Source organism: Erythrobacter tepidarius, assembly GCF_002155695.1.
GTDB classification, from domain to species: domain Bacteria; phylum Pseudomonadota; class Alphaproteobacteria; order Sphingomonadales; family Sphingomonadaceae; genus Erythrobacter; species Erythrobacter tepidarius.
Genome location: NZ_MUYJ01000005.1, coordinates 148,178 through 169,264 on the forward strand (window position 1 = coordinate 148,178; position 21,087 = coordinate 169,264).

16 protein-coding genes and 1 tRNA gene are annotated in these 21,087 nt (G+C 68.0%); 7 read left to right on the forward strand and 10 right to left on the reverse strand.

Annotated features, from left to right (window positions below):
* Position 1: 1 nt before the first annotated feature.
* Together BZF61_RS06520 and ftsE are read right to left on the reverse strand one after the other, a co-directional pair.
* Positions 2 to 946: a cell division protein FtsX gene (locus tag BZF61_RS06520; RefSeq protein ID WP_245804530.1), complete on the reverse strand. Its 945-nt coding sequence runs from the start codon at positions 944 to 946 to the stop codon at positions 2 to 4.
* Complete coding sequence (gene ftsE / locus BZF61_RS06525) at positions 943 to 1,680, reverse strand: cell division ATP-binding protein FtsE (protein ID WP_086617878.1); 738 nt, start codon at positions 1,678 to 1,680, stop codon at positions 943 to 945. Before ftsE ends, BZF61_RS06520 begins: the two co-directional genes overlap by 4 nt.
* A gap of 168 nt (positions 1,681 to 1,848) precedes the next feature.
* On the opposite strand from ftsE, the gene BZF61_RS06530 reads away from it, so the two are divergent.
* Both BZF61_RS06530 and BZF61_RS06535 read left to right on the forward strand, forming a co-directional pair.
* Positions 1,849 to 2,784, forward strand: a complete 936-nt coding sequence (locus BZF61_RS06530) for a zinc-ribbon domain-containing protein (protein ID WP_086617880.1) — start codon at positions 1,849 to 1,851, stop codon at positions 2,782 to 2,784.
* Positions 2,785 to 2,926: 142 nt separating this feature from the next.
* Positions 2,927 to 3,013 (forward strand) — tRNA-Leu (locus BZF61_RS06535).
* Positions 3,014 to 3,134: 121 nt separating this feature from the next.
* Here the strand turns inward: BZF61_RS06535 and BZF61_RS06540 are convergent.
* Both BZF61_RS06540 and BZF61_RS06545 read right to left on the reverse strand, forming a co-directional pair.
* A complete protein-coding gene (locus BZF61_RS06540) occupies positions 3,135 to 4,397 on the reverse strand; it encodes a sensor histidine kinase (protein WP_158094070.1) in 1,263 nt (420 codons plus the stop codon).
* Between the two features lie 95 nt (positions 4,398 to 4,492).
* Positions 4,493 to 5,149: a response regulator transcription factor gene (locus BZF61_RS06545; RefSeq protein WP_086617883.1), complete on the reverse strand. Its 657-nt coding sequence runs from the start codon at positions 5,147 to 5,149 to the stop codon at positions 4,493 to 4,495.
* Positions 5,150 to 5,251: 102 nt separating this feature from the next.
* Between BZF61_RS06545 and BZF61_RS06550 the strand changes: the two genes are divergently transcribed.
* The 4 genes from BZF61_RS06550 to BZF61_RS06565 all read left to right on the forward strand — a co-directional run bounded on the left by BZF61_RS06550 (position 5,252) and on the right by BZF61_RS06565 (position 13,084).
* Positions 5,252 to 6,325, forward strand: coding sequence for an efflux RND transporter periplasmic adaptor subunit (locus tag BZF61_RS06550; RefSeq protein WP_086617884.1), 1,074 nt, complete (start codon positions 5,252 to 5,254; stop codon positions 6,323 to 6,325).
* Positions 6,326 to 6,334: 9 nt separating this feature from the next.
* On the forward strand, positions 6,335 to 9,445 hold the full coding sequence (locus tag BZF61_RS06555) for an efflux RND transporter permease subunit (protein ID WP_086617886.1): 3,111 nt from the start codon (positions 6,335 to 6,337) through the stop codon (positions 9,443 to 9,445).
* Positions 9,442 to 10,671, forward strand: coding sequence for a TolC family protein (locus BZF61_RS06560; RefSeq protein WP_086617887.1), 1,230 nt, complete (start codon positions 9,442 to 9,444; stop codon positions 10,669 to 10,671). Before BZF61_RS06555 ends, BZF61_RS06560 begins: the two co-directional genes overlap by 4 nt.
* Positions 10,672 to 10,909: 238 nt before the next feature.
* Entirely contained in the window at positions 10,910 to 13,084 is a 2,175-nt protein-coding gene (locus BZF61_RS06565; protein WP_086617889.1) for a TonB-dependent receptor, read from the forward strand.
* Between the two features lie 70 nt (positions 13,085 to 13,154).
* Here the strand turns inward: BZF61_RS06565 and BZF61_RS06570 are convergent, their stop codons facing one another.
* From BZF61_RS06570 to putA, 4 genes are all read right to left on the reverse strand, one after another.
* Positions 13,155 to 14,330 carry a saccharopine dehydrogenase family protein gene (locus BZF61_RS06570; protein ID WP_086617890.1) on the reverse strand — a complete coding sequence of 392 codons (1,176 nt, stop codon included), beginning with the start codon at positions 14,328 to 14,330 and terminating at the stop codon, positions 13,155 to 13,157.
* Between the two features lie 71 nt (positions 14,331 to 14,401).
* On the reverse strand, positions 14,402 to 14,956 hold the full coding sequence (dcd, locus tag BZF61_RS06575; RefSeq protein ID WP_086618015.1) for a dCTP deaminase: 555 nt from the start codon (positions 14,954 to 14,956) through the stop codon (positions 14,402 to 14,404).
* A gap of 65 nt (positions 14,957 to 15,021) precedes the next feature.
* The gene (locus tag BZF61_RS06580) at positions 15,022 to 15,561 is read right to left on the reverse strand and encodes a hypothetical protein (protein WP_086617892.1); all 540 of its coding nucleotides are present in this window, start codon (positions 15,559 to 15,561) and stop codon (positions 15,022 to 15,024) included.
* Positions 15,562 to 15,707: 146 nt separating this feature from the next.
* Positions 15,708 to 18,854 carry a bifunctional proline dehydrogenase/L-glutamate gamma-semialdehyde dehydrogenase PutA gene (gene putA, locus BZF61_RS06585; RefSeq protein WP_086617894.1) on the reverse strand — a complete coding sequence of 1,049 codons (3,147 nt, stop codon included), beginning with the start codon at positions 18,852 to 18,854 and terminating at the stop codon, positions 15,708 to 15,710.
* Positions 18,855 to 19,010: 156 nt separating this feature from the next.
* Here putA and BZF61_RS06590 point away from each other — a divergent pair, with 156 nt between their 5' ends.
* Complete coding sequence (locus BZF61_RS06590; RefSeq protein WP_245804531.1) at positions 19,011 to 19,298, forward strand: YciI family protein; 288 nt, start codon at positions 19,011 to 19,013, stop codon at positions 19,296 to 19,298.
* Positions 19,299 to 19,301: 3 nt separating this feature from the next.
* On the opposite strand, the gene BZF61_RS06595 is transcribed toward BZF61_RS06590, so the two are convergent.
* Both BZF61_RS06595 and BZF61_RS06600 read right to left on the reverse strand, forming a co-directional pair.
* Positions 19,302 to 20,510 carry a hypothetical protein gene (locus tag BZF61_RS06595; RefSeq protein WP_245804532.1) on the reverse strand — a complete coding sequence of 403 codons (1,209 nt, stop codon included), beginning with the start codon at positions 20,508 to 20,510 and terminating at the stop codon, positions 19,302 to 19,304.
* Between the two features lie 82 nt (positions 20,511 to 20,592).
* Positions 20,593 to 20,946 (reverse strand): hypothetical protein, encoded by a 354-nt coding sequence (locus tag BZF61_RS06600; protein WP_143736947.1) that lies wholly within the window; start codon positions 20,944 to 20,946, stop codon positions 20,593 to 20,595.
* Positions 20,947 to 21,087 lie beyond the last annotated feature (141 nt).

Sequence of the window (21,087 nt, forward strand, 5' to 3'; positions counted from 1 at the left end):
CCTAGAGCATGTCCTTGAGGGCCAGCGCAATGGTCATGCGCGCGGTCGCCAGCGCCAGCAGCACGCCCGCGAGCGGCACGGCGGCAATCGCCAGCCAGTCGGCGAGCATGAGCGCACCCCCGCCCGCCATCCCGCTGTCGAGCGCGGCGAACTGCTGGCCGAGCAGCCACACCGCGCCAAGACCGAGCGCCGTGCCTACCATCGCGCCGAAGGCCGCCTCGCGCAGCACGGCGGCGAGGAAGATGCGGGTGATCTGGCTGTCGGTCCCGCCGAGCAGGTGGAGGATCTCCACCGTCTCGCGGTGCTGCGCCAGCGCATTGCGTGCCGCAAGCCAGACAGCAGCGGCGGTCGCCAGCGCCACCAGCACGATCAGGCCGAGCGCCAGCCATTGCAGCGCCGCGAGCGCGCGGTAGACCGGCTTGAGCACCTCGCTCTGCGCTTCGACCCGCGCACCCGGGATGCGCGCCGCCAGCCTAGTCTCGATTGCGGCGATCTCGGCGGGGGAAGCCTTGCGGGTCAGCGTGACATCGATCAGCACCGGGATCGGCACGTCGCCGCTGGTCGCGGCCGCGCCCAGCCAGGGTTCGAGCAGCGCGGCCAGTTCGCTTTCGGGCACGAGCCGCACGGCGCGCACCAGATCGATGCCCCTGAGCACCCCGACCGCCGCCGCGCCGCGCTGGCTCCGCAGATCGGGGTTCGGCTCGATCACCTGGACGGTCACCGCGGCAGCAAGATCGGCGCGGGCGTTGGCGGCGAGATTGCGCAGCGCGAGGCCGCCTGCGGCAGCAACCACCACCAGGGCGATCAGAATCGCGATCACCCACGGCATCAGTCCGCCTCGTCTGGGCCGCGGCAGCAGGGGCGCTGCGGACGGCTGCTTGGCCACCATGGCGGCAGGCGTGGGCGCGGCGACCGCCGGCACCTCGGGCAGCGGCGGCACGCTCACGCCCTGCCTCCCGGTGCGCCCGATGGACGCGGCGGAAAGCGCAGCGCGCCGGTGGGATCGGAGAGCTGGCCCTTGCTCAGCCGCATGATCAGCGAATCCGGCACCTTCTTGAGCAGGTGGACATCATGGGTCGCCACCACCACCGTGGTTCCGACACGGTTGTTGAGCGCCTCGAACAGGCGCAGCAGCTTCAGCGCCATTTCGGGATCGACGTTGCCGGTCGGCTCGTCGGCAATCAGCATTCGCGGGCGGGCGATCACCGCGCGGGCGATGGCGACGCGCTGCTGCTCGCCGCCCGACATGGTCGCCGGGATCGCCTGCCCGCGGTGCGCGAGCCCGACCCATTCGAGCATGTCCGAGACCGCCTTGGTCACCCGTCCCTCGTCCGCGCCCGCCAGCCTGAGCGGCAGCGCGACATTATCGAAGGCGGTGAGATGCGGCACCAGCCGGAAGTTCTGGAACACCACGCCGAGCTGTCGCCTGAGACCGGGCAAGCGCTCGCGCGGCATTGTCATCAGATCCTGCCCGAACATCCGGATCGCCCCGCGCGAGGGCCGCTGCGCGAGGTAGAGCAGCTTCAACAGGCTGGTCTTGCCCGCCCCGCTCGCGCCCGTGAGGAAGTAGAAGCTGCCGGGGTAGAGCGTGAAGCTCAGGTTGCTCAGCACCTCGGGATCGGTGCCATAGCGCAGCCCGACATTGTCGAATTTCACGATCTCGCCGCTGCGCTCGTTCATGCAAGGGCACCTATCAGCGCCGCCAGCCGAGGGAAAGCCGGACAATCGCCAAACCGCGTCGCGAGGGCCGCCCGGGGCGGCCACAATGTGGAAAAAAGCGGCGAAACGGCACGCTTTCCGGCGGCGCCTCTTGTCAGTGCGGGCACGGGGACTATTGCCTAAGGTGCAATGATTATCGCCTGCCCCGCCTGCGGCACCCGCTACGCCGTGCCGGATACTGCCATCGGCAGCGAAGGGCGTACGGTGCGCTGCGCCAAGTGCAAGCACAGCTGGTTCCAGACACCGCCCGTGCCCGATCTGCGGCAACCGGCAGGCGGGGCTGCATCCGCGCCTCTGTCCGCACCGCCGTCAGCACCGCCGCCAGCACCGGCCCAAGCGGCAGCCACGCCCGCGCCCGCAGCTGTGCCCAGCGAAGGCCCTTCGGTCAGCCACTGGCGCACCGCCGAGGCGAGCGCGGTTGCAACCGATGCTGATGGCGAGGCGATGATCGCGGTGCGCGCCCTGCGCCGCGGTCTTGCCCAGCAGGCGGACAATGCCGCGGGCCCGGACCCGGTCACCCAGGTTCCCGCCACCCCCGCAGTCCCCGATACCGAGCCCGAGCCTCCGTTCGCGGACGATCCGGACGAGGACGGCGCGCAGGTGTCGCAGTTCGATTACCGCGCCCCCTTCACCCGCCGCCGCAACACCCTGCGGATGTGGACCATCGCTGCGGCGATCTTCGCCGCGCTGGCGGTGGGGACGGTGGTGGCGGTCAACCTCTATGGCCTGCCCGAGTGGCTGCCGATCAGCCGTCCGACCTTCGGTATCGGCAAGCCCGGGCTCGAACTCGATTTCCCGCGCGAAGACCAGCGTTCCGAAACGCTTCCCAATGGCGAGAAGATCTTCCGGGTGCGCGGCACGATCAGCAACACCGGGCGCGAAACCCTCGCCGTGCCCAACGTGCTGGTGGTGTTCATCGACGCGCGCCAGCGCCCGGTGGGTGACTGGGTGGTGGTTCCGGCCAAGCGCGAGCTTGCCCCGGGCGAGAGCGTCGCCGTGACCGAGGCGATTGCCAATATTCCGCCCGCCGCCTACGAGGCCGATCTCGGCTGGGCGCCCAACTAGCCGTCCCGCGAGCACTCCAGCGGCCCTTTTCGCTCGCGCATCATCACCCTGTTTGAAACAGCGCTTGCGCAGCGCCACACCCCTTGCTAGGGGCGCGCTCCTACCACGGGGCCAGCTGCGCGCTGCCCCGGCAAACCCGAGTGCGGTCGTGGCGGAACTGGTAGACGCGCAACGTTGAGGTCGTTGTGGGCGAAAGCCCGTGGAAGTTCGAGTCTTCTCGACCGCACCAAACAGTCTTTCCCGAAAATCAGAAATCGCCTTCGGGCAGACTGCGCCGCGAAAGTGGCGAAGTTCTGCGGCATTCCGGCTTCGGCGGAATGCCCAGGATCCGCTCCTGCGCCTGCCGGCGGCTAGCGCCCAGAGCCGAGGCCGATACGGAGGGTAGCGACCAGGCCGCGCTCACCATTCGTCAAGCCGAGTTCGAGACCCATCGCGTCGCAAAGATCGCGTGCAATCGCAAGGCCAAGCCCAGAACCGGCCGTGTCGGGATCGAAGCGGGTTCCCACGTCGAAGGCGCGCGGGATCATCGCTTCGGGAATGCCCGGCCCGTCATCCGCGATTGTCACCGTATTTTCTCCAGCCCGGTCGCACGCAAACGCCAGCCTGACCTCTTGCCTGGCCCATTTGCCCGCATTGTCGAGCAGGATCGAGAGCACCTCGGCAAAATCGACCGGGTCGAGCGGCAGCACGGTTCGCTCAAGCCCTGAGGTATCGAGCGTGAAGCGCTTGTCGGGGTGCAGCCGCTCCATCGCCCGCAGGATCGGGAGCGCGACATCGGGCAGGACCACGCCTCGCCCTGCTGGCTTGCGGCCCGCCCCCAACCGCGCACGGGCGAGCTGATATTCGATCTGCTGCTCCATCGCGCTCGCTTGATCAAGCAGCACCTTGCCCGTGTCCTTGCAATCGTCTCGGGCGGTCAGCCGCTCGGCCTCGTCGGTGATGATCGCCAGGGGCGTGCGCAGCGAATGGGCAAGGTTGCCGGCCTGCACCCGCGCCCGGGCCACCATCGCTTCGTTCTGGCGGGCATAGGTGTTGAGATCGGCGGCGAGCGGCGCGATCTCGGCCGGATACTGGCCCTCGAGCTCGTCGCTATCGCCATGCCGCAGCCGGGCGAAGGCCTGCGACAGCCGGTCGAGCGGCCTCAGGCCGAAGGAGATGATCGCAAACCCCGTCGCCAGCAGCAGCGCGGCCAGCCCCGCCAGCCACGCCGTCAGATCGCGGGTGAAGCCGCCGATCAGCCGGTCGAGCTCGCGCTGGTCGGTGGCGATCACGAAATGGATGTCCTCGCCCGCCGGCCCCTTGCGCGTGAAGCCATAGGTGATCGCCGGGCCGGTCGGGCCGTTGTCGAGCCGGTGGAGGATTTCCGGCGAATGGGCGATGCCTTCGTCGAGGCTGCCGCGGGTCATCGACTGCGAGCGCAGCGGCTTGTGTCCTTTGGCAGTGACCTGCCAGTAGAACCCCGAAAGCGGCTCGGCATAGCGGGGATCGGATAGCGGGCGGGTGAGCACGATCGAACCATCCGAGGCGATCTCGGTAAGCGCGCCAAGCTCGCGCACATGCACCTCAAGCTCTTCGTGGTAGGATTGCTCCACATGGCTGCTGAAGATGCTCACGGCCGACAACCAGATTGCCGCAATGCCAAGCAGCACCCACAGGCTCAACGCCAAGAGAAAACGCAGCCTCAGGCTTCCAAGAACTAGCCAGCGCATCACGTGTCGAACCTGTAGCCCAGCCCGCGCAGGGTCGTAATCCGTTCGCGACCGATCTTGCGACGCAACCGGCCGATCAGGACTTCAACCGTATTGCGCTCGCGTTCGTCATCCAGCGCATAGAGATCATCGAGGATGTCGGTCTGCGACAGGACTTGCCCGGCGCGGCGCAGGAACAGGTGGAGCAGGCGAAATTCCTGCTTGCTCAGCCGCAGCGGCTTGCCTGCCAAGATCGCCGTGCGGGCGAGCGGATCGAGCGCCAGATCGCCGGCGGTAATGGTTGCAGCGCGCGTGCCCAGCTGGCGCCGGAACAATGCATTGAGGCGCGCGAGCAGCTCTTCAAAGCGCACCGGCTTGACCACGAAATCATCCGCACCCGCATTCAGCCCCTCGACCTTGTCCTGCCAGCTGCCCCGCGCGGTAAGGATCAGGATCGGGGTTTCCACCCGCCGGTCGCGCCAGTGTCGCAGCAGATCGAGCCCGCTGCCGTCAGGCAGACCGAGATCGAGAATGACCGCAGCCATGCGATCGACATCCGGCCAATCTTCGGCATCCGCACGGCTGGTGGCCAGTTCCACGGCAAAGTCGGCCGCGCGCAGCCGCTCGGTGAGGCGGCGACCGAGTTCGGCATCATCTTCGACGACGAGAATGCGCATGGCGTGTCGGTTCCTTTGCGCGGCCGGATTTAAAGCGAAAAACTGACAAGAAGCTGCCAGATTGGCAAGTTTCTGTCAGCTTGGCAGGGCAAAGCAGCGGCCATGACACCGCAGCGCATCGCCCGTCTTGCCCCGCTCCTTGTGCTTGCCGCGCTGGCGGCCTGCTCCGCCCCCCCTTCGGAGCAGGCCGCCGACAAGGCCGCACAAGCCGATTCTGCGGCAGGGCTGGCGATCGAGTCGGTTGCAGCGAGGCAGGTCGATAACGTCCCCCTTGGCTCTGTGCCCGGCACCATCAGCCTTCCGCCTGAGGCGAGGGTCGCGGTCACTGCGCCCTTCGCCGGCGCGGTGGTGCGGGTCTATGTGATCGAGGGCCAGCAGGTTGCGCGCGGCGAGGCGCTGGGGCTGGTGCGTGCGACAGAGCCGGTTGCCATTCGCGGCGATCTCGCCCGCGCCCGCTCTGCCGCCGCCCTCGCAGAGGCGCGCGCCAAGCGGTTGGCACAGCTTGCCGACGAAGGCGTCATCGCCGAGGCGCGCGCCGATGAAGCCAAGGCCGAGCTGGAGCAGGCCCGCGCCAGCGTGGCCCAGTTCGCGCGGATGGCCTCGCTCGGCGGGGTCGGCAGCGATGGCACAATCACCCTGCGTTCACCGATTGCCGGACGTGTCGCCGCCGTCGCGGTCGAGACCGGGGGCGGGGTCGATACCGTCACCGCGCCCTTCGTGGTCGAGGCGGCGGGGGCCTATCAGGTCGAACTGCAATTGCCCGAAAGGCTGGCGCAGGCCGTCCGCCCCGGCATGGCGGTGGAGATCGCGCTGGGCGGCGATACGGCCAAGCCGGTCGGGGGGAAGATCGTCGCGGTCGCGCCCTCGCTCGATCCGACGACCCGCTCGGTGATGGCGCGTGCCAGCATCGGCGCTGGGCCCGGCATCATCGCGGGGCGCAATGTCACCGTCACCATTCTTGGTCAGGGACGCGGCATCGCCGTGCCCGACCGCGCCGTTACCCGTATCGGCGACAAGGATCACGTCTTCGTGCGAAGCGGCAAGGGCTGGGAAAAGCGCGCGGTGCGCGTCGCGGCGCGCAGCGGCGGGCTGGCGGTTATTTCCGAGGGGCTGGCGGCGGGCGAGATTGTCGCCGGCAGCAGCGTTGCTGAACTCAAGGCGATGAACGCGGAATAGGCGCAGGCTATGCTCAGCAAACTCGTCGAAGCTGCGCTCAAGCTGCGCCTTGCCGTCATCGGACTTGCCGGACTGCTGATGGTGCTGGGCGGATGGTCCTTCCTCAATCTGCCGATCGATGCCTTCCCCGACATCAGCACAACCCAGGTCAAGATCATCCTCAAGGCCCCCGGCATGACCCCGGAAGAGGTGGAAAGCCGGGTCGTCACGCCGATTGAAATGGAGATGCTCGGCATCCCCGATCAGGCCGTGCTGCGTTCGGTCGCCAAATATGCGATTGCTGACATCACCATCGACTTTGCCGAAGGTACCGATATCTACTGGGCGCGCCAGCAGGTGGGCGAGCGGCTCAATGCGGTGATGGCCGATCTGCCGCCAGGGGTGGAAGGAGGCCTCGCGCCGATCTCCACGCCCCTGTCGGAAATGTTCATGTTCACCCTCGAAGGGCCGCAGTCGCTGGCCGAAAAGCGCCGGGTGCTCGATTGGACGATCCGCCCGGCGCTGCGCACGGTGCCGGGGGTGGCGGATGTCAATTCGCTGGGGGGCTATGCCGAAACCTTTGAGGTCGCGCCTGACAGTGCGGCGCTGGCGGCAGCGGGCCTCAGCACCGCCGACCTGGCCGCCGCCATCCAGGCCAGCAATCGCAATGATGGGGCGGGCCGGCTGCGCAGCGGCGAGGAGGCTCTGATCGTCCGCGCGACCGGGGCGATCCGCAACCTCGATGATCTGGCGGCGGTCGTGGTGCGCACGGCCAATGGGGCGGTGGTGCGCGTGGGCGATGTCGCGCAGGTGCGCACCGGCAGCCTCACCCGCTACGGCGCGGTCAGCAAGGACGGCAAGGGCGAGGCGGTCGAGGGACTCGTGATCGGTCTGCGCGGTGCGGACGCCTCGAAGGTGGTCGCGGGTGTCAAGGCGCGGCTGGAGGAGATCAGGCCCAGCCTGCCGCCCGGCATGAGCGTCAATGTGTTCTACGATCGCTCCGATCTCATTTCGCGCGCGGTTGGCACGGTGGAGGAAGCCCTGCTCGAAGCGACTGTGCTGGTCGTCATCCTGCTGTTGCTGTTCCTCGGCGATGTTCGCGCCTCGGTGATCGTCGCGCTGGCGTTGCCGATGGCGGTGCTGCTCACCTTCATCTTCATGCGCGCGATCGGCCTTACCGCCAATCTGATGAGCCTTGGCGGGCTGGCCATTGCGGTCGGCATTCTGGTTGATGGCGCGGTGGTGGTGGTGGAGAACGTGGTAGAGCGCCTGTCCGATCCGAAACACGCCGCCTCCGGCAAGCTCCACAATGTCTTCGTGGCCGCCGCCGAAGTCGCCAAGCCGGTCGCCTCGGGCCTCGCGATCATCGCCATCGTGTTCCTGCCGCTGCTGACGCTCGAAGGGCTGGAGGGCAAGCTGTTCGGCCCCGTGGCGCTGACCATCGTGCTGGCGCTCGCCTCGGCGATGGTGCTGTCGCTGACGCTGGTGCCGGTGCTCGCCTTCTTCCTGCTCAACGTCAAGGTCGATGCGAGCGGGCATCATCACGAACCCTGGCTGATGCGCCAGATCTCGCCGCGCTATCATGCGCTGCTGGAGGGGGCCTTTGCCCACAAGCGCCGGGTGTTCACCATCGCGGGCATCGGCCTCGCGCTGGCCGGTGCGGCCTACGCCATCACCGGCAAGACTTTCCTGCCGGTGATGGATGAAGGCTCGGTGATCGTACAGCTGTCCAAACTGCCCTCGATCGGGCTCGATCATTCGGTCGAAGGCGACATGAAGGTGCAGCGCGCGATCCTTGCGCAAGTGCCCGAAGTCGAGGCGGTGATCGCCCGCGTCGGATCGGACGAGCTGGGCCTTGATCCGATGAGCCCGAACGAGACCGACAGCTTCCTCAAGCTGCGCCCGCGCGAGGAGTGGCGGTATCAGGACAAGGAATGGCTGGTGGGCGAATTGCGCAAGGTGCTCAAAGGCTTCCCCGGCATCGAGCCGACCTTCACCCAGCCCATCGAAATGCGCACCGCCGAAATGCTCACCGGTGCGCGCGGAGACCTCGCGATCAAGCTGTTCGGCCCCGACAATGCCGAACTGGCGCGGCTCGCGGGGGCGATCCAGGCCCGGCTCGAAACCATCGAGGGCACCAGCGAAGCGATCACGGTCGCCAATGACCGGGTCGATTACCTGCTGGTCGATATCGACCGGGTGGCAGCGGGCCGCATTGGGATGCCGGTGTCCGATCTGCAGGACATGATGCGCGCCCAGATCGAAGGGATCCGCGTCGGCATGGTCGCCGATGGGATCCGCCGGATCCCGATCATGCTGCGCGCAGATGGCGGCGGCAAGCTCGACTTTCAGCAATTCGCCGATCTCGTCTATCGCTCGCCCAGCGGTCAGCTGGTGCGCGCCAGCGACGTTGCCACGGTGGTCCGTTCGGAGGGGCCGGTCAAGCTCGAGCACGAGAACGGGTCGCGCTTTGCGATGGTGCAGGCCTTCGTCACCGGACGCGACATTGTCAGCTACGTCGATGATGCCAGGGCCGATATCGCCGCCAATGTCCCGCTGCCCCCCGGCTATCGGATCGAATGGGGCGGGCAGTTCGAGAATCAGCAGCGCGCCTCGGCCCGGCTGCTGGTGGTGCTGCCGGTGGCGATCACGCTGATCTTTGCGGTGCTCTATCTGAGCCTCGGATCGGTGCGTGCCTCGCTGCTGATCCTCACCAATATCCCCTTTGCCGCCGTGGGCGGGATGATCGCCTTGGCGGCGTCGGGCGAGTATCTCTCGGTCCCGGCGTCGGTCGGCTTTATCGCCCTGCTGGGGATCGCGGTGCTCAACGGCCTCGTGATGGTGACCTATTTCCGCCAGCTGCGCGAGGGCGGAATGCCGCTCGCCCAGGCCGTGCGGCGCGGGGCCAAGCGGCGCCTGCGTCCGGTGCTGATGACCGCCAGCATCGCCGCCTTCGGCCTCGTCCCGCTGCTGTTTGCCACCGGGCCGGGCTCGGAAATCCAGAAACCGCTCGCGATCGTGGTGATTGGCGGACTGGTGACCGCGACCCTGCTGACGCTGGTGCTGCTGCCGATCCTCTACGAACGCTTCGGCGAGGGGCCGGCCGACCACGCCGACGAAATGCCGGAGGCCGGCGCATGATCTGCCGCTTCACCAAACTCGCGCTGGCGGCCTGCTTGCTGGCCGCGCCGGCAGCTGCCGAACCGGGCCTGCCGCCCGAGGAAGCCGTGGCATTGGCGCTGCTCGATCACCCGAGCGTGATCGCCGCTCATGCGCGCCTCGAAGCCGCGCGCGCGCGCGCCGAAGCAAGCGCCAAGGGCAATTACGAGTTCACCGTGCAGGGCAGCTATGTCCGCAGAGACGTCAACGGCGGGGCCGCCTTTGACGAATATGATGCGCAATTGAGCCGCCCGATCCGCCTGCCGGGCAAGGCGCGGCTCGACCGCGAGATCGGCGCGCAGGGAATTGTGGTGGCCGAAAACGTCGCAGAAGACGCCCGGCACGAAGCGGCCCTGCTGTTGGCGGCGCACTGGTTCGACTGGCTCTCGGCCTGCGCCCAGGCCGAGGTCGACCGCGCGGCGGTCGGCAATTACGAGACGGCGCTGGCGGCGATCAAGCGGCGCCGGGATTTGCGCGATGCCGCGCAGCTCGATGTCGATCAGGCCGAAGCGGCGCTCGCCGAAGCGCGCCGCACGCTCGAACAATCCACCGGGCTGGCCGCGCTCGCCCGCGCGCGCCTGGAAACCCAGTTCCCCGGCCTCGCCCTGCCGCAACAAGCGCCCGAGGTGCCGCTTCCGATGATGGCCGATGCACGCCTTTCGCAATTGGGCGATCAGGTGATCATCAACAGCCACCAGATCGCCGCTGCCGAGGCCGAGAGTGCGCGCATGGCCGCCCTCGCCGATCGCGCGCGCGCCGAGCGGATCGCCGATCCCACCATCGGCCTCAGGCTGTTCTCCGAGTTCGGCGGGCGGGAACGCGGCGCGGGCGTGATCGTCAGCATGCCGCTGGGCGGCGGGCATCGCCGTGCCGCCGCAAGCGAAGCCAGCGCAGGTGCCGCCGCAGCGCGAGCCGACGAACAGCTGGCGCGCTTCGATGTCACGGAAACGGCGAAAGCCGATGTCACCGAAGCGCGCTTCCGCATTGCCAGCTGGCAGCGCGCCCGCGATGCGGTGGCCGCGCAGATGGCCGCGCTCGAAAAGCTGCGGCGCGGGCACCAGCTGGGCGAGATCGACCTGTCGGACCTCTTGCTGGGCGAGCGCATGGTTCACGACGCCTTCCGCCGTGAGGCCGAAGCGCGCGTCGAAGCGATGCGGGCGATCACAAAGCTGCGGATCGACGCGCACGATCTGTGGCTGGGCGACTGACCACGGGCCAGCGGCTGGCAAACCGCCAGCGCATCGATCGGTATGCTGCGCCCGCACTTGTCGACCTTGCCGCCCTGAACCAGGGCCACGCCGGGCTTGCCCCGCGCCGGGCGCCGGTTGACGCCGTCGCGCCGCACTTGGTCGACTCCACTCGCCCGTCCGGCTGTTGGCCCTTGCAATCTGCGCCAAGCCCGCTAGCTGGGCGATACGTTATCACATTAAAACATTGGGAAGCAGCATGACTCATCATTTCCGCCACCTTCCGTCCCGCCTCGCGCTTGTTGCGGTGCTTGGTCTTGGCGGTCTTGCCGCTCCGGCGCTGGCGCAGGACAATGCCAAGGATGCCGATCCCCGGGTCGAGGACGATCTCCACAATCGCCAGAGCGACGGCACCGGCAACATCATCGTCAGCGCCTCGGGCCTCAAGGAGCTTGACGTGCTTGCCGGCACCAGCGTGCTCGAAGTGCGCGATATCCAGCGCGACATGGTCACCGGACAGATCGGCGATCTGCTGACCAAGATCCCCGGCGTGTCCTCCACCAGCTTCGCGCCCGGCTCCTCGCGCCCCGTGTTGCGCGGCCAGCAGGGCGAGCGCGTGCGCGTGCTGATCGACGGGGTGGGCACGGCGGACGTCTCGAACACCTCGGTCGACCATGCCACCACCATCGACCCGATCACGGTCGAGCGGATCGAGGTGCTGCGCGGCCCGGCGGTGCTGCTCTACGGCAGCCAGGCGATCGGCGGCGCGGTCAACGTGATCGACAAGCGCATCCCGACCCGGATGCCCGACGAGGCCGTCCACATCGATGCCTTCGGCGGCATCGACAGCGCGACCAACATGCGCACCGGCGCGGCCAGCGTCGATGTCGGGATCGGCTCGAACCTCGTGTTCCACCTCGACGGCTCGTGGCGCGAGAGCGATGATATCGACATCGGCGGCTTCCAGGTCGCCGAGGCGCTGCGCGCCGATCTGCTCGCCGATGCGGCAGCGGAACAGGCCGCGGGCGAGCTTGAAGATGCCGAGGAGCTGCGCGAGGCCGCCGGCGTGCGCGGCACCGTGCCCAACAGCGCGGCGGAAAGCTGGACGGTCAACGCCGGTCTCGGCCTGGTCCTCGGCCAGAGCACCTTCGGCGCATCGCTCGGCTATTACGATTCGCGCTATGGTGTCCCCACCCGACCGGGCGCGGGCCACCACCATGGCGAGGAAGGCGAAGCGGAAGCCGCCGGCGAGGAGGCGGGCGAGGAGCTTGTCACCATCGGCCTCGAACAGTTTCGCGCCGACTTCAAGGGCGACATTTACCTTGGCGAGGGCGCCTTCGAGCGGCTGAAGCTGCGCGTCGGCTACTCCGACTACACCCACACCGAATTCGAAGGCGACGCGGTGGGCACGGTGTTCGATTCGACCGGCATCGAAGCCCGCGCCGAACTGGTGCAGAACGCCCAAGGCACGCTGCGCGGCGCGACGGGCCTGCAATACACCCATCGCGACTTCTCCGCCGTGGGCGCGGAAGCCTATATCCCGCCGAACCTCACCGATCAGGTGGCGATATTCACCCTCCAGGAACTGGGCGCGGGCCCGTTCCAGATCGAAGCCGCCGCGCGGGCCGAATTCACCAAGGTCAAGGCCCAGACCCTGGGTATCGAGAACGACTACGACACCTTCTCCGGCGCGCTCGGCGTGGTCTATGAAGGCATCGAGGGCGTCCGCATCGGCATCAACGGCTCGCACGCCGAACGTGCGCCGAGCGCCGAGGAACTCTTCTCCGATGGCCCGCATGTCGCCACCCAGGCCTTCGAGATCGGCGATCCGGGCCTTACCACCGAAAGCGCGTGGGGTGTGGAAGCCTATGCCCGCGGCGCGATTGGCGCGGGGACGTTCAACCTCACCGTCTTCAAGCAGTGGTTCGACAACTACATCTTCCTTGAGGAGACCGGGGCCGAGGAAGACGGTCTGCCGGTGTTCCAGTACCTCCAGCAGGATGCCGATTTCTTCGGGATCGAGGCGGACTTCTCCTATCCGCTGGTCGACACCGGCAGCTTCCGCCTGCTGACCGATCTGCGCGCCTCCTATGTCGAGGCCGAACTCGCCGACGGCACCGCCGTGCCGCGCATCCCGCCGCTCAGCCTGCTCGGCGCGCTCGAGGCCCAGACCGACGCCTTCGACCTGCGCGGCGAGGTGCAGTGGTTCGACGATCAGAACAAGGTGACCGCCTTCGAAACCCCGACCGAGGGCTTCACGCTGGTCAACGCGGTGCTCGCGTGGCGGCCGCTGGCGGACAACCGCAATGTCACCGTGCAGCTGGCTGCCGACAACATCTTCGATGTCAACGGCCGCCGCCATGCCAGCTTCACCAAGGACTTTGTGCCGCTGGTGGGGCGCAATTTCCGCGCGAGCGTGCGTCTGAGTTTCTGAGGCACCTTCAACCGCGCCCGCGCGAGGGTCGCAAAAGGGCCGCCGCTATTTCCGGCGGCCCTTTCTCGTTTCACGCTTCGAGGGCGAAGGTCAGCTCGGCGTGCTCTTCGAGCCGTTTCACCAATGCCTCGCCAAGGAAGGACCCCGGCGTCCCGATCCCGCCCGGCTTGGTGCAGGCAAGCAGCGCGATGCCCGTCTCGCTCAGCATCCGGCTGGTCGAACCATAGCCCGGATCGTAGCGGCCCTTCACGCCATATTGCAGGCGCTGGCCATCGGGCATGTCGGCGACGAAGACGAGATCGTAAAAGCCGTTCTCGCGCTCCTCCTTGCTCGGCCCTTCGCCCGGCCTTGGGGGCTTGGCACCGAACGGGTTCTTGATGAATTCGAGCGCCGCGTGGGCCGCTGCCTTGCCCGCCTCGCCGGGGCTGGTCAGCATCATCTCGTCATACTGGAAGTCGGTGCCATAGGGGTGGCCGAGCAGGAAGTTGGTGCGGTGCACGTTCTTGGTGTTGATCGGCGCCATCACGAAGGGCGCGGACCACTTGCCGAGATCCTCCTCATAGGCGGGGATCATCCCCGAGGGCTGGGCCGGCCCCTCGAAACCCGGCGTCAGCGCGAAGGGATTGCGCAAGATGCCGATGACCGAGACGTCCCTGGCCGCCGCTTTCATCGTTGCGCCAAGGCTTGCCGCGGTGCCGCCCGAGAAGGTGCCCTGCATCGCCCGCACCCGGCCGCGGATGCGCGGGGCGGGCCTGCCGAAGCGCTCGACGCAGGCCTTCTGGGTCATCATCACCCCGAGATCGAAGGGGATCGAATCGAACCCGCTCGAAAAGCAGATGCGCGCGCCGCTGGCTTCGGCGGCGGCCTGATGCTCGGCGATCTTGGCCGCCATCCACGCCGGTTCGCCGCACAGGTCGGCATAGTCGGTGCCCGTCTTGACGCAGGCCGCCACCAGCTTGTCGCCGTAGAGCTGGTAGGGGCCGACCGTGGTAAGGACGACGCGGGTGCGCAGGCACATCGCTTCGAGATCGGCGTGGTCATCGGCATCGGCGACCACCAGCGGCGTGGTGGCCGGTGCGCCGATGAGGTCGCGCACCTCCTCCAGCTTGGCGCGGCTGCGTCCGGCCATCGCCCACTTCGGCCCGTCCGCGCGATCGGCGTAATGGTGCGCAAGATACTCCGCCACCAGCCGCCCGGTATAGCCGGTGGCGCCATAGACGATGATGTCGAATTCGCGGGTGTTCATAGGGGGTCTCCTTTGCGCGGAGTGATGTGCGAGGCAGGTGCCTCAGTCGAGAATCGGAGCAAAGCCTGGGCCTAGAGCCGCGGCAGCGTAACCCCGCGCTGGCCCATATATTTGCCCGCGCGATCCTTGTAGCTGGTCTCGCAGCGTTCGTTGCCCTTGAGGAACAGGAACTGGCACGCGCCCTCGTTGGCGTAGATTTTCGCCGGCAGCGGCGTGGTGTTGCTGAATTCGAGCGTCACATGGCCTTCCCAGCCCGGCTCGAGCGGGGTGACATTGACGATGATCCCGCAGCGCGCATAGGTGCTCTTGCCGAGGCAGATCACCAGAACGTCTTCCGGCACGCGGAAATATTCGACCGTGCGGGCGAGCGCGAAGGAATTGGGCGGGATGATGCAGACATCGGTCTCGCGGTCGACGAAGCTCTTGGGATCGAAGGCCTTGGGGTCGACCACCGAGGAATCGACATTGGTGAAAATCTTGAATTCCGGCGCGACCCGCGCGTCATAGCCGTAGGACGACAGGCCGTAGGAAATCACCCCGTCGCGCCGCTGGGCCTCGACAAAGGGTTCGATCATGCCGTGTTCGCGCGCCTGGGTGCGGATCCATCTGTCGGAAAGAATCGCCATGCCCGAGTGATTGAACAGGCATTGCCGCATGGCAAGCGTGCCGGGCGGTTACTCCCCCTCTTTTGTCAGATCGGCTTGGCCCCGAGCTGCGGGTTGAGCGTGACGATGTGATTGAGCCATCGTTTCGGGCGGCGCATCATGTCTTTCGGATATTCCACCCTCAGGCCCAGCAGCTCGGCCAGCGCGCCGACAAAATGGATGCAGTTGCGATCGCTCAGGCTGTAGCGCTTGCCCGGCTCCATGCTCCATCGGCGCACTTCGCGCACCACATCGAAATATTGCGCATCGGTTAGCGTGAGCGAGAAATGGCGGTTGGTGGAGCGGACATATTTCTCGTCCTCGCCTTCGACCAGATGCTCGACCCAGTCCTGGGTGGCGGCCGCCACGACCGATCTGGGGGTGAAGCCGTAGGTTTCCTTCACCGGCTTGCCGTTGGCCGCGAGCGTGCCGTCGATCACCACGAAGGCGTGCGGATAGCGCCCCCACAGCACCGATCCGTTGAAGGAATGGAAATGGATCCTCACCTCGGCCAAGGCGGCCGAGCTGCAGCAGAGCGCAGCGATCGCCAGCAGGTGCGCGGCGCGGCGGAGAAGGCACAAGCGCATGGGCCGCCCCCTTTTTCCAGCAATCCCGCCCGGCTGCAACCCTTGCGGTGCCGATCGGCACTTGAGCCGGATCACTTTCCAGGCCAGCCGGCTCGGCTGACCGCCGTTGCGGCGCACTTCCTCGTCTAAGCGGTGTAAACCCGCGCTTACCCCGCGGCCAGCAGGCTGGCATTGCCGCCCGCCGCGGTGGTGTCGATCGTCATCACCCTTTCGGTGGCGAAACGGAGCAGGTAGTGCGGGCCGCCGGCCTTGGGGCCGGTGCCCGACAGGCCCTCGCCGCCGAAGGGCTGGCTTTCCACCACCGCGCCGATCTGGTTGCGGTTGACGTAGAAATTGCCGACCCGCGCGTGGGCCTGCACGAAGCGCCGGGTCTCGGCGATGCGGCTGTGCAGGCCGAGGGTGAGGCCAAAGCCGGTGGCGTTGATGTCCGCCACCACCTGCGGCAATTCGCCTGCGCGGAAGCGCGCCACGTGCAGGACGGGGCCGAAATGCTCGTCGTCGAGCGCAGCAATCGAGGGCACCTCGATGATCGTCGGCGCAACGAAGCAGCCCTTCGCACAGGCCTCGGGCAGCGGCAGGCGGGTGACGGGGTAGCCCTTGGCCGTGCAGTCCGCGACGTGGGCTTCGAGCCGGGCGCGCGCCGCCTCGTCGATCACCGGGCCGACATCGGTCGAAAGATCGGCCGGATCGCCCAGAGTGAGGGCTGCAAACCCGCCGCGGATCATTTCCAGCATGGTGTCGGCGACATCTTCCTGAAGATAGAGCACCCGCAGCGCAGAACAGCGTTGCCCGGCGCTCTGGAAGGCGCTCGCGATCACGTCGCGCACCACCTGTTCGGGTAGGGCCGAGCTGTCGACGATCATCGCGTTCTGCCCGCCGGTCTCAGCGATCAGGGTGGCGATCGGGCCGTCGCGCATCGCCAGCGCGCGGTTGATCGCGCGGGCCGTGGCGGTCGATCCGGTGAAGGCGACCCCGGCAAGACGCGGATCGGCGGTGAGGCTTGCGCCCACCTCGGTGCCGCCGGGGATCAGCTGGAGCGCCTCGGGCGGGATGCCGGCCTGATGGCACAGGCGGATCGCCAGCGCGGCGATGAGCGGGGTCTGCGGCGCGGGCTTGGCAAGCACCGTGTTGCCCGCCGCCAGCGCGGCCGAGGCCATGCCGATGAAGATCGCCAGCGGGAAATTCCACGGCGCAATCGTCGCGAACACCCCGCGCCCGTGCAGGCTGAGGCTGTTTTCCTCCCCGGTCGGCCCCGGCAGCATGATCGGCGTGGTGAACTGCCGCCGCGCCTCGGCGGCGTAGTAGCGCAGGAAATCGACCGCCTCGCGCACCTCCAGCACGCTGTCGAGCAGGGTCTTGCCCGCCTCGCGCTGGCACAGGCTGAGCAATTCGGGCGTGTGCGCCTCGAACAGGCGCGCGGCTTCCTCCAGCAGCAACGCGCGCGCTTCGCCGCCCAGCGCATCCCAGCCGGGCTGAACCGCGGCGGCCTTGTCGAAGGCCTGGGCGATTTCCGCCGGCGTCGCGGCGCGGACCGTGCCGACCGCCTGCGCGCGGTCCTGCGGGCAGGTGATGGTCGTTACCGGCCCGGCTTCGGGGAGCGTGAAGGTCGGCCCGGCGCTCCACTTGGCCTGCGCCAGCGCCGCCAGCCGTGCCAGAAGCTCCTCGCGCAGCAGCGGGTCGCTCAGGTCGATGCCCGCGCTGTTCTGCCGCGCGCCGAAGATCGCCGGGGGCAGCGGGATCGCGGGATTGCGGCGCGGGTTCATCGCCGCGAGTTCCGCCACCGGATCGCAGACCAGCTGCTCGGCGGGAATGTCGGCATCGCCCAAGCGGTTGACGAAGCTGGTATTGGCCCCGTTCTCCAGCAGGCGGCGCACCAGATAGGCGAGCAGTTCCTTGTGGCCGCCGACCGGCGCGTAGATCCGCACCGGGGTGCGCTGGTTGCCCTCGAGCGCGTGGAGCGCGTCATAGACTTCCTCGCCCATCCCGTGCAGGCGCTGGAACTCGAAGGGCTTGCCGCCAGCCAGCTGCTTGATCGCGCCGATCGTATAGGCGTTGTGCGTGGCGAAGGCCGGGTGGATCACGTCGCTGTGCGCGAACAGCCGCGCCGCGCAGGCAAGGTAGCTGACGTCAGTGGCGAGCTTGCGGGTGAAAACCGGATAGTCGGCATGGCCGCCCACCTGCGCGAGCTTGATCTCGCTGTCCCAGTAGGCGCCCTTGACCAGTCGCACGAACAGCCTGCGCCCATGCCGCCGCGCGAGCTTGGCGGCCCAGTCGCACACCCACAGCCCGCGCTTCTGGTAGGCCTGGATGGCGAAGCCGAAGCCCTCCCAGCGGCTGCCATCGGGGCGGCGGAACAGATCGTCATCGGCGACCAGCTGCTCGATGATGTCGAGGCTGAGTTCGAGCCTTTCGGCCTCTTCGGCGTCGATCGTGAAGTGGATATCGGCATCGCGTGCCTTTGCGGCAAGACCGCGGATCACCGGCACCATCGCGGCCTTGGCGGCCTCGGCGTGGAAGACATCATACTTCGGATGCAGCGCCGAAAGCTTCACCGAAATGCCCGGCGATCCGGCAACGCCCGCGCCTGCTTCGCGCGCCAGCCGCGTCAGCGCCTGCTCGTAGGCGCAGCGGTACTTCTCGGCATCGGCGAAGGTCATCGCCGCCTCGCCCAGCATGTCGAAGGAATGCGTTATCCCGCGCGCACGTTCGGGCGCGGCGCGCTTCAACGCCTCGTCGATGGTGCGGCCGAACACGAATTGTCCGCCGAGGATCTTCATCGCCTGCGCGGTGGCGGTGCGGATCACCGGCTCGCCCAGCCGGCTGATCGCGCGTCGGAGCACCGCGCCCATGCCGCGCTGGCGCGCGTCCGGCGGATCGAGCACTTCGCCGGTCAGCATCAGCGAGAAGGTCGCCGCGTTGACGAAGGTCGAGGCGCTTTCGCCCAGATGCTCACCCCATTCGATGGCGCCGATCTTGTCCTTGATAAGCGCATCGGCGGTGGCCGCGTCCGGCACGCGCAGCAGCGCCTCGGCGAGGCACATCAGCGCGATGCCCTCCTCCGTGTCGAGCCCATATTGCTGGAGGAAGGCGTCGATCCCGCTGGCCTTCTTGCTGCGCGCGCCCTTGATGAGCGCGATCGCGAGGCGCGCTGCCGCCTCATGCCCTTGTGCTGCCGGCGCGGCCTGCTCCAGCCGCTCGGCGATGCAGGCTTCCTCCTCTTGCCGATAGGCGCGCCGCAGGTCGGTGCGATCGATGCCAGAAGCTTGGGCGGCGGCGAGCGAATGGTCGGCCATCTGGTTTCACCTGAAACGATTCGGGAGCGAAAGCGGCCCTCTGGACGCCATCAGGCTGCGCTTCAAGTTCGGTGTTTGCAACGGGCTTCGCGCCAGCGCCTTGATTGGTGGGCGGGGGCCGGTTAGCCTGCCGGGCGATCAACAGGGGTCACGTTCATGCGGATGTTCTGCTTTCATTGCCGCGATGGCGAGGACGGCGGCCGCCTGCGCGCGATCCACCGCCCGGCGCATCTCGCATTCATCCACGCCAATGCCGAACATTTCGTGATCGTCGGCCCGCTCAAGCGGGCCGACGGGCTGATCATCGGCTCGTTACTCATCGTCAAGGCGGCGGACGAGGCGGCCGCGCGCGCGATTCTCGCCGATGATCCCTATCTCACCGGCGGGGTGTGGCAGTCGATTCGGGTCGACGAATTCACCCCGCTCCTGGGCGACTGGGCCTAGCGCCTATTCGCACAGCCCCGCGGCCCGCTCGGCCAAGCCCTTGAGGCCCTTGCACTTGGGCTTGCGGGGCCGCGCCTCGGGTTGCGACTGGCCCGCGCTGCCGATCGCGCCCATCCCTTCCATCCCGGGGATCAGCATGGTCGAGGAGCGGAAGCGCACGCGGGCGATCCATTCCGGGCTCCACGGCTTGCGGGTGTCGGCCGGGCGGGGCGGATAGGCGAAATCGGCCTGCGGACCATAGGCCTGAAGATGTATCATCAGTCCCTCGCCGCTGGCCTTGATGACCTCGGCCGGGATGGTGCAATCGCGCTGTTCGGGCGGCAACACCGTTCCCGCGGCAATCAGCTTGCGCACGCTGGCGGGCGAAATCCACTGCCACAGCGGGCCGCCGAAAGCCTGCTGCTGCGAGGATGCCCACCATACCATCTCGGTCGGCGTGCCGCCGCGGCCGGTATCCTTGGCGCCCATCGCCCAGGCGTAATAGCCGGTGGCCTTGTCCAGCCCCGCCCATGTCAGGGTGCGGCCGCCGCCTGCCGCGTTGGTGGTGCTGGCCTGCAAGGGGGGCATGAAGTCTTCGCCCAGGGTGAAGGCGATCTCCTTGGAATAGTTCGCCGCTATCCGGTGCGCGCCGAGCAGCGAAGCCTGGGCCGGCAGGCTTTTGCTGTCCTTGCCGTTGGGCCAGGTGGTGTAGGTGCGGCTGTTGGCGATCCCCACCTGCCAGTCCTCGGGCAGATTGACCCCGCTCATGAACAGGCCCGGCGGGATTTCGCCCTTGGCGAGCCTGGCAAAGTCGATCACCACCGGCTGGCCCTTGGGCGCGCGCTCGCCGCAGCCCCAGTAGAGCAGCAGCCGCCCGCTGGGCCGTTCGAACGCCATTTCGCCCTCGGCCCTGCCTTGCGGCGCAGGCGGAAGCAGCTTGACCGAGGCGCCGAGGCCCGCACCCTTGGGCATGAAATGATCGGCTTCGGGCTTGGGCGCGGTCGTGCCGGCACCGTGGTGCAGTTCGAGCGTGCGCACCGCCTGCGGCGCTCCGCCACGCAACATGCCCATCATTGCGCCGAGGCCGCCGCCACCGCCGCCCATCATCGCGCCCATCCCGCTGATGGTCGCCGCATCCATCGCATAGCGCACCGGGCCGGGGGTGGCGGATTGCGACAGGGCGGAGGCCGAAAGCAGCGCCGCGGCGCCCCCCGTTGCCCCGAGCAAAATCACAGCTGTTGCAGAAGGGCGCATGACGTTCTCACCTCCCCAATGCCAGCACGCGCGGATGGAACGGCCGCGCGCGACCTAGCCTTCACCAGCGGCAGCGCGGGTGGCCGCGGACATCGTTGATGCCCTCCACCCGATCGTTCGACACGGTCATCTCTACGCATTCGCGGCCGCGCAGGCTGTTCCAGATCGAATGGATTTTCCGGCCCGAATCGTAGCTGTCGACCACGCGCAGGCCACGCTCGCGCAGCACGTCCTCGGCGCGCGCGCCCCGCGCCCCGACGAGATCGCGCCGCGAGTCTGCCTTCTTCGCGGAAATCGGCGCGATCGCCATGGCTGTGACGGCGAGCAAGACCGACGCATTCCGGACGACGTGCCTTTTCGTGATCGTCATTTTCCCCCTCGGCGCGGCAATCCGCGCATCGACCCCGAAGGCCAAGCCTACTCCCGATCGGGCGGGAAGCAAACCGCTTTTGCGTCCGCGCCCGGCGCACCGGCCCGGACAGGCGCAAAGGCCCGGAGCCGAGAAGGCTCCGGGCCTGCTGGTCGCCTTCGCCGCAGCGGGCGGCAGGCGAGGCGG

What these genes read in the sequence shown, in the direction of transcription:
- putA (WP_086617894.1), bottom strand. Translation starts at nt 18,854, where the DNA reads ATGGCCGACCATTCGCTCGCCGCCGCCCAAGCTTCTGGCATCGATCGC.
- BZF61_RS06580 (WP_086617892.1), bottom strand. Translation starts at nt 15,561, where the DNA reads ATGCGCTTGTGCCTTCTCCGCCGCGCCGCGCACCTGCTGGCGATCGCT.
- BZF61_RS06555 (WP_086617886.1), top strand. Translation starts at nt 6,335, where the DNA reads ATGCTCAGCAAACTCGTCGAAGCTGCGCTCAAGCTGCGCCTTGCCGTC.
- ftsE (WP_086617878.1), bottom strand. Translation starts at nt 1,680, where the DNA reads ATGAACGAGCGCAGCGGCGAGATCGTGAAATTCGACAATGTCGGGCTG.
- dcd (WP_086618015.1), bottom strand. Translation starts at nt 14,956, where the DNA reads ATGGCGATTCTTTCCGACAGATGGATCCGCACCCAGGCGCGCGAACAC.
- BZF61_RS06565 (WP_086617889.1), top strand. Translation starts at nt 10,910, where the DNA reads ATGACTCATCATTTCCGCCACCTTCCGTCCCGCCTCGCGCTTGTTGCG.
- BZF61_RS06570 (WP_086617890.1), bottom strand. Translation starts at nt 14,330, where the DNA reads ATGAACACCCGCGAATTCGACATCATCGTCTATGGCGCCACCGGCTAT.
- BZF61_RS06530 (WP_086617880.1), top strand. Translation starts at nt 1,849, where the DNA reads ATGATTATCGCCTGCCCCGCCTGCGGCACCCGCTACGCCGTGCCGGAT.
- BZF61_RS06560 (WP_086617887.1), top strand. Translation starts at nt 9,442, where the DNA reads ATGATCTGCCGCTTCACCAAACTCGCGCTGGCGGCCTGCTTGCTGGCC.
- BZF61_RS06545 (WP_086617883.1), bottom strand. Translation starts at nt 5,149, where the DNA reads ATGCGCATTCTCGTCGTCGAAGATGATGCCGAACTCGGTCGCCGCCTC.
- BZF61_RS06590 (WP_245804531.1), top strand. Translation starts at nt 19,011, where the DNA reads ATGCGGATGTTCTGCTTTCATTGCCGCGATGGCGAGGACGGCGGCCGC.
- BZF61_RS06550 (WP_086617884.1), top strand. Translation starts at nt 5,252, where the DNA reads ATGACACCGCAGCGCATCGCCCGTCTTGCCCCGCTCCTTGTGCTTGCC.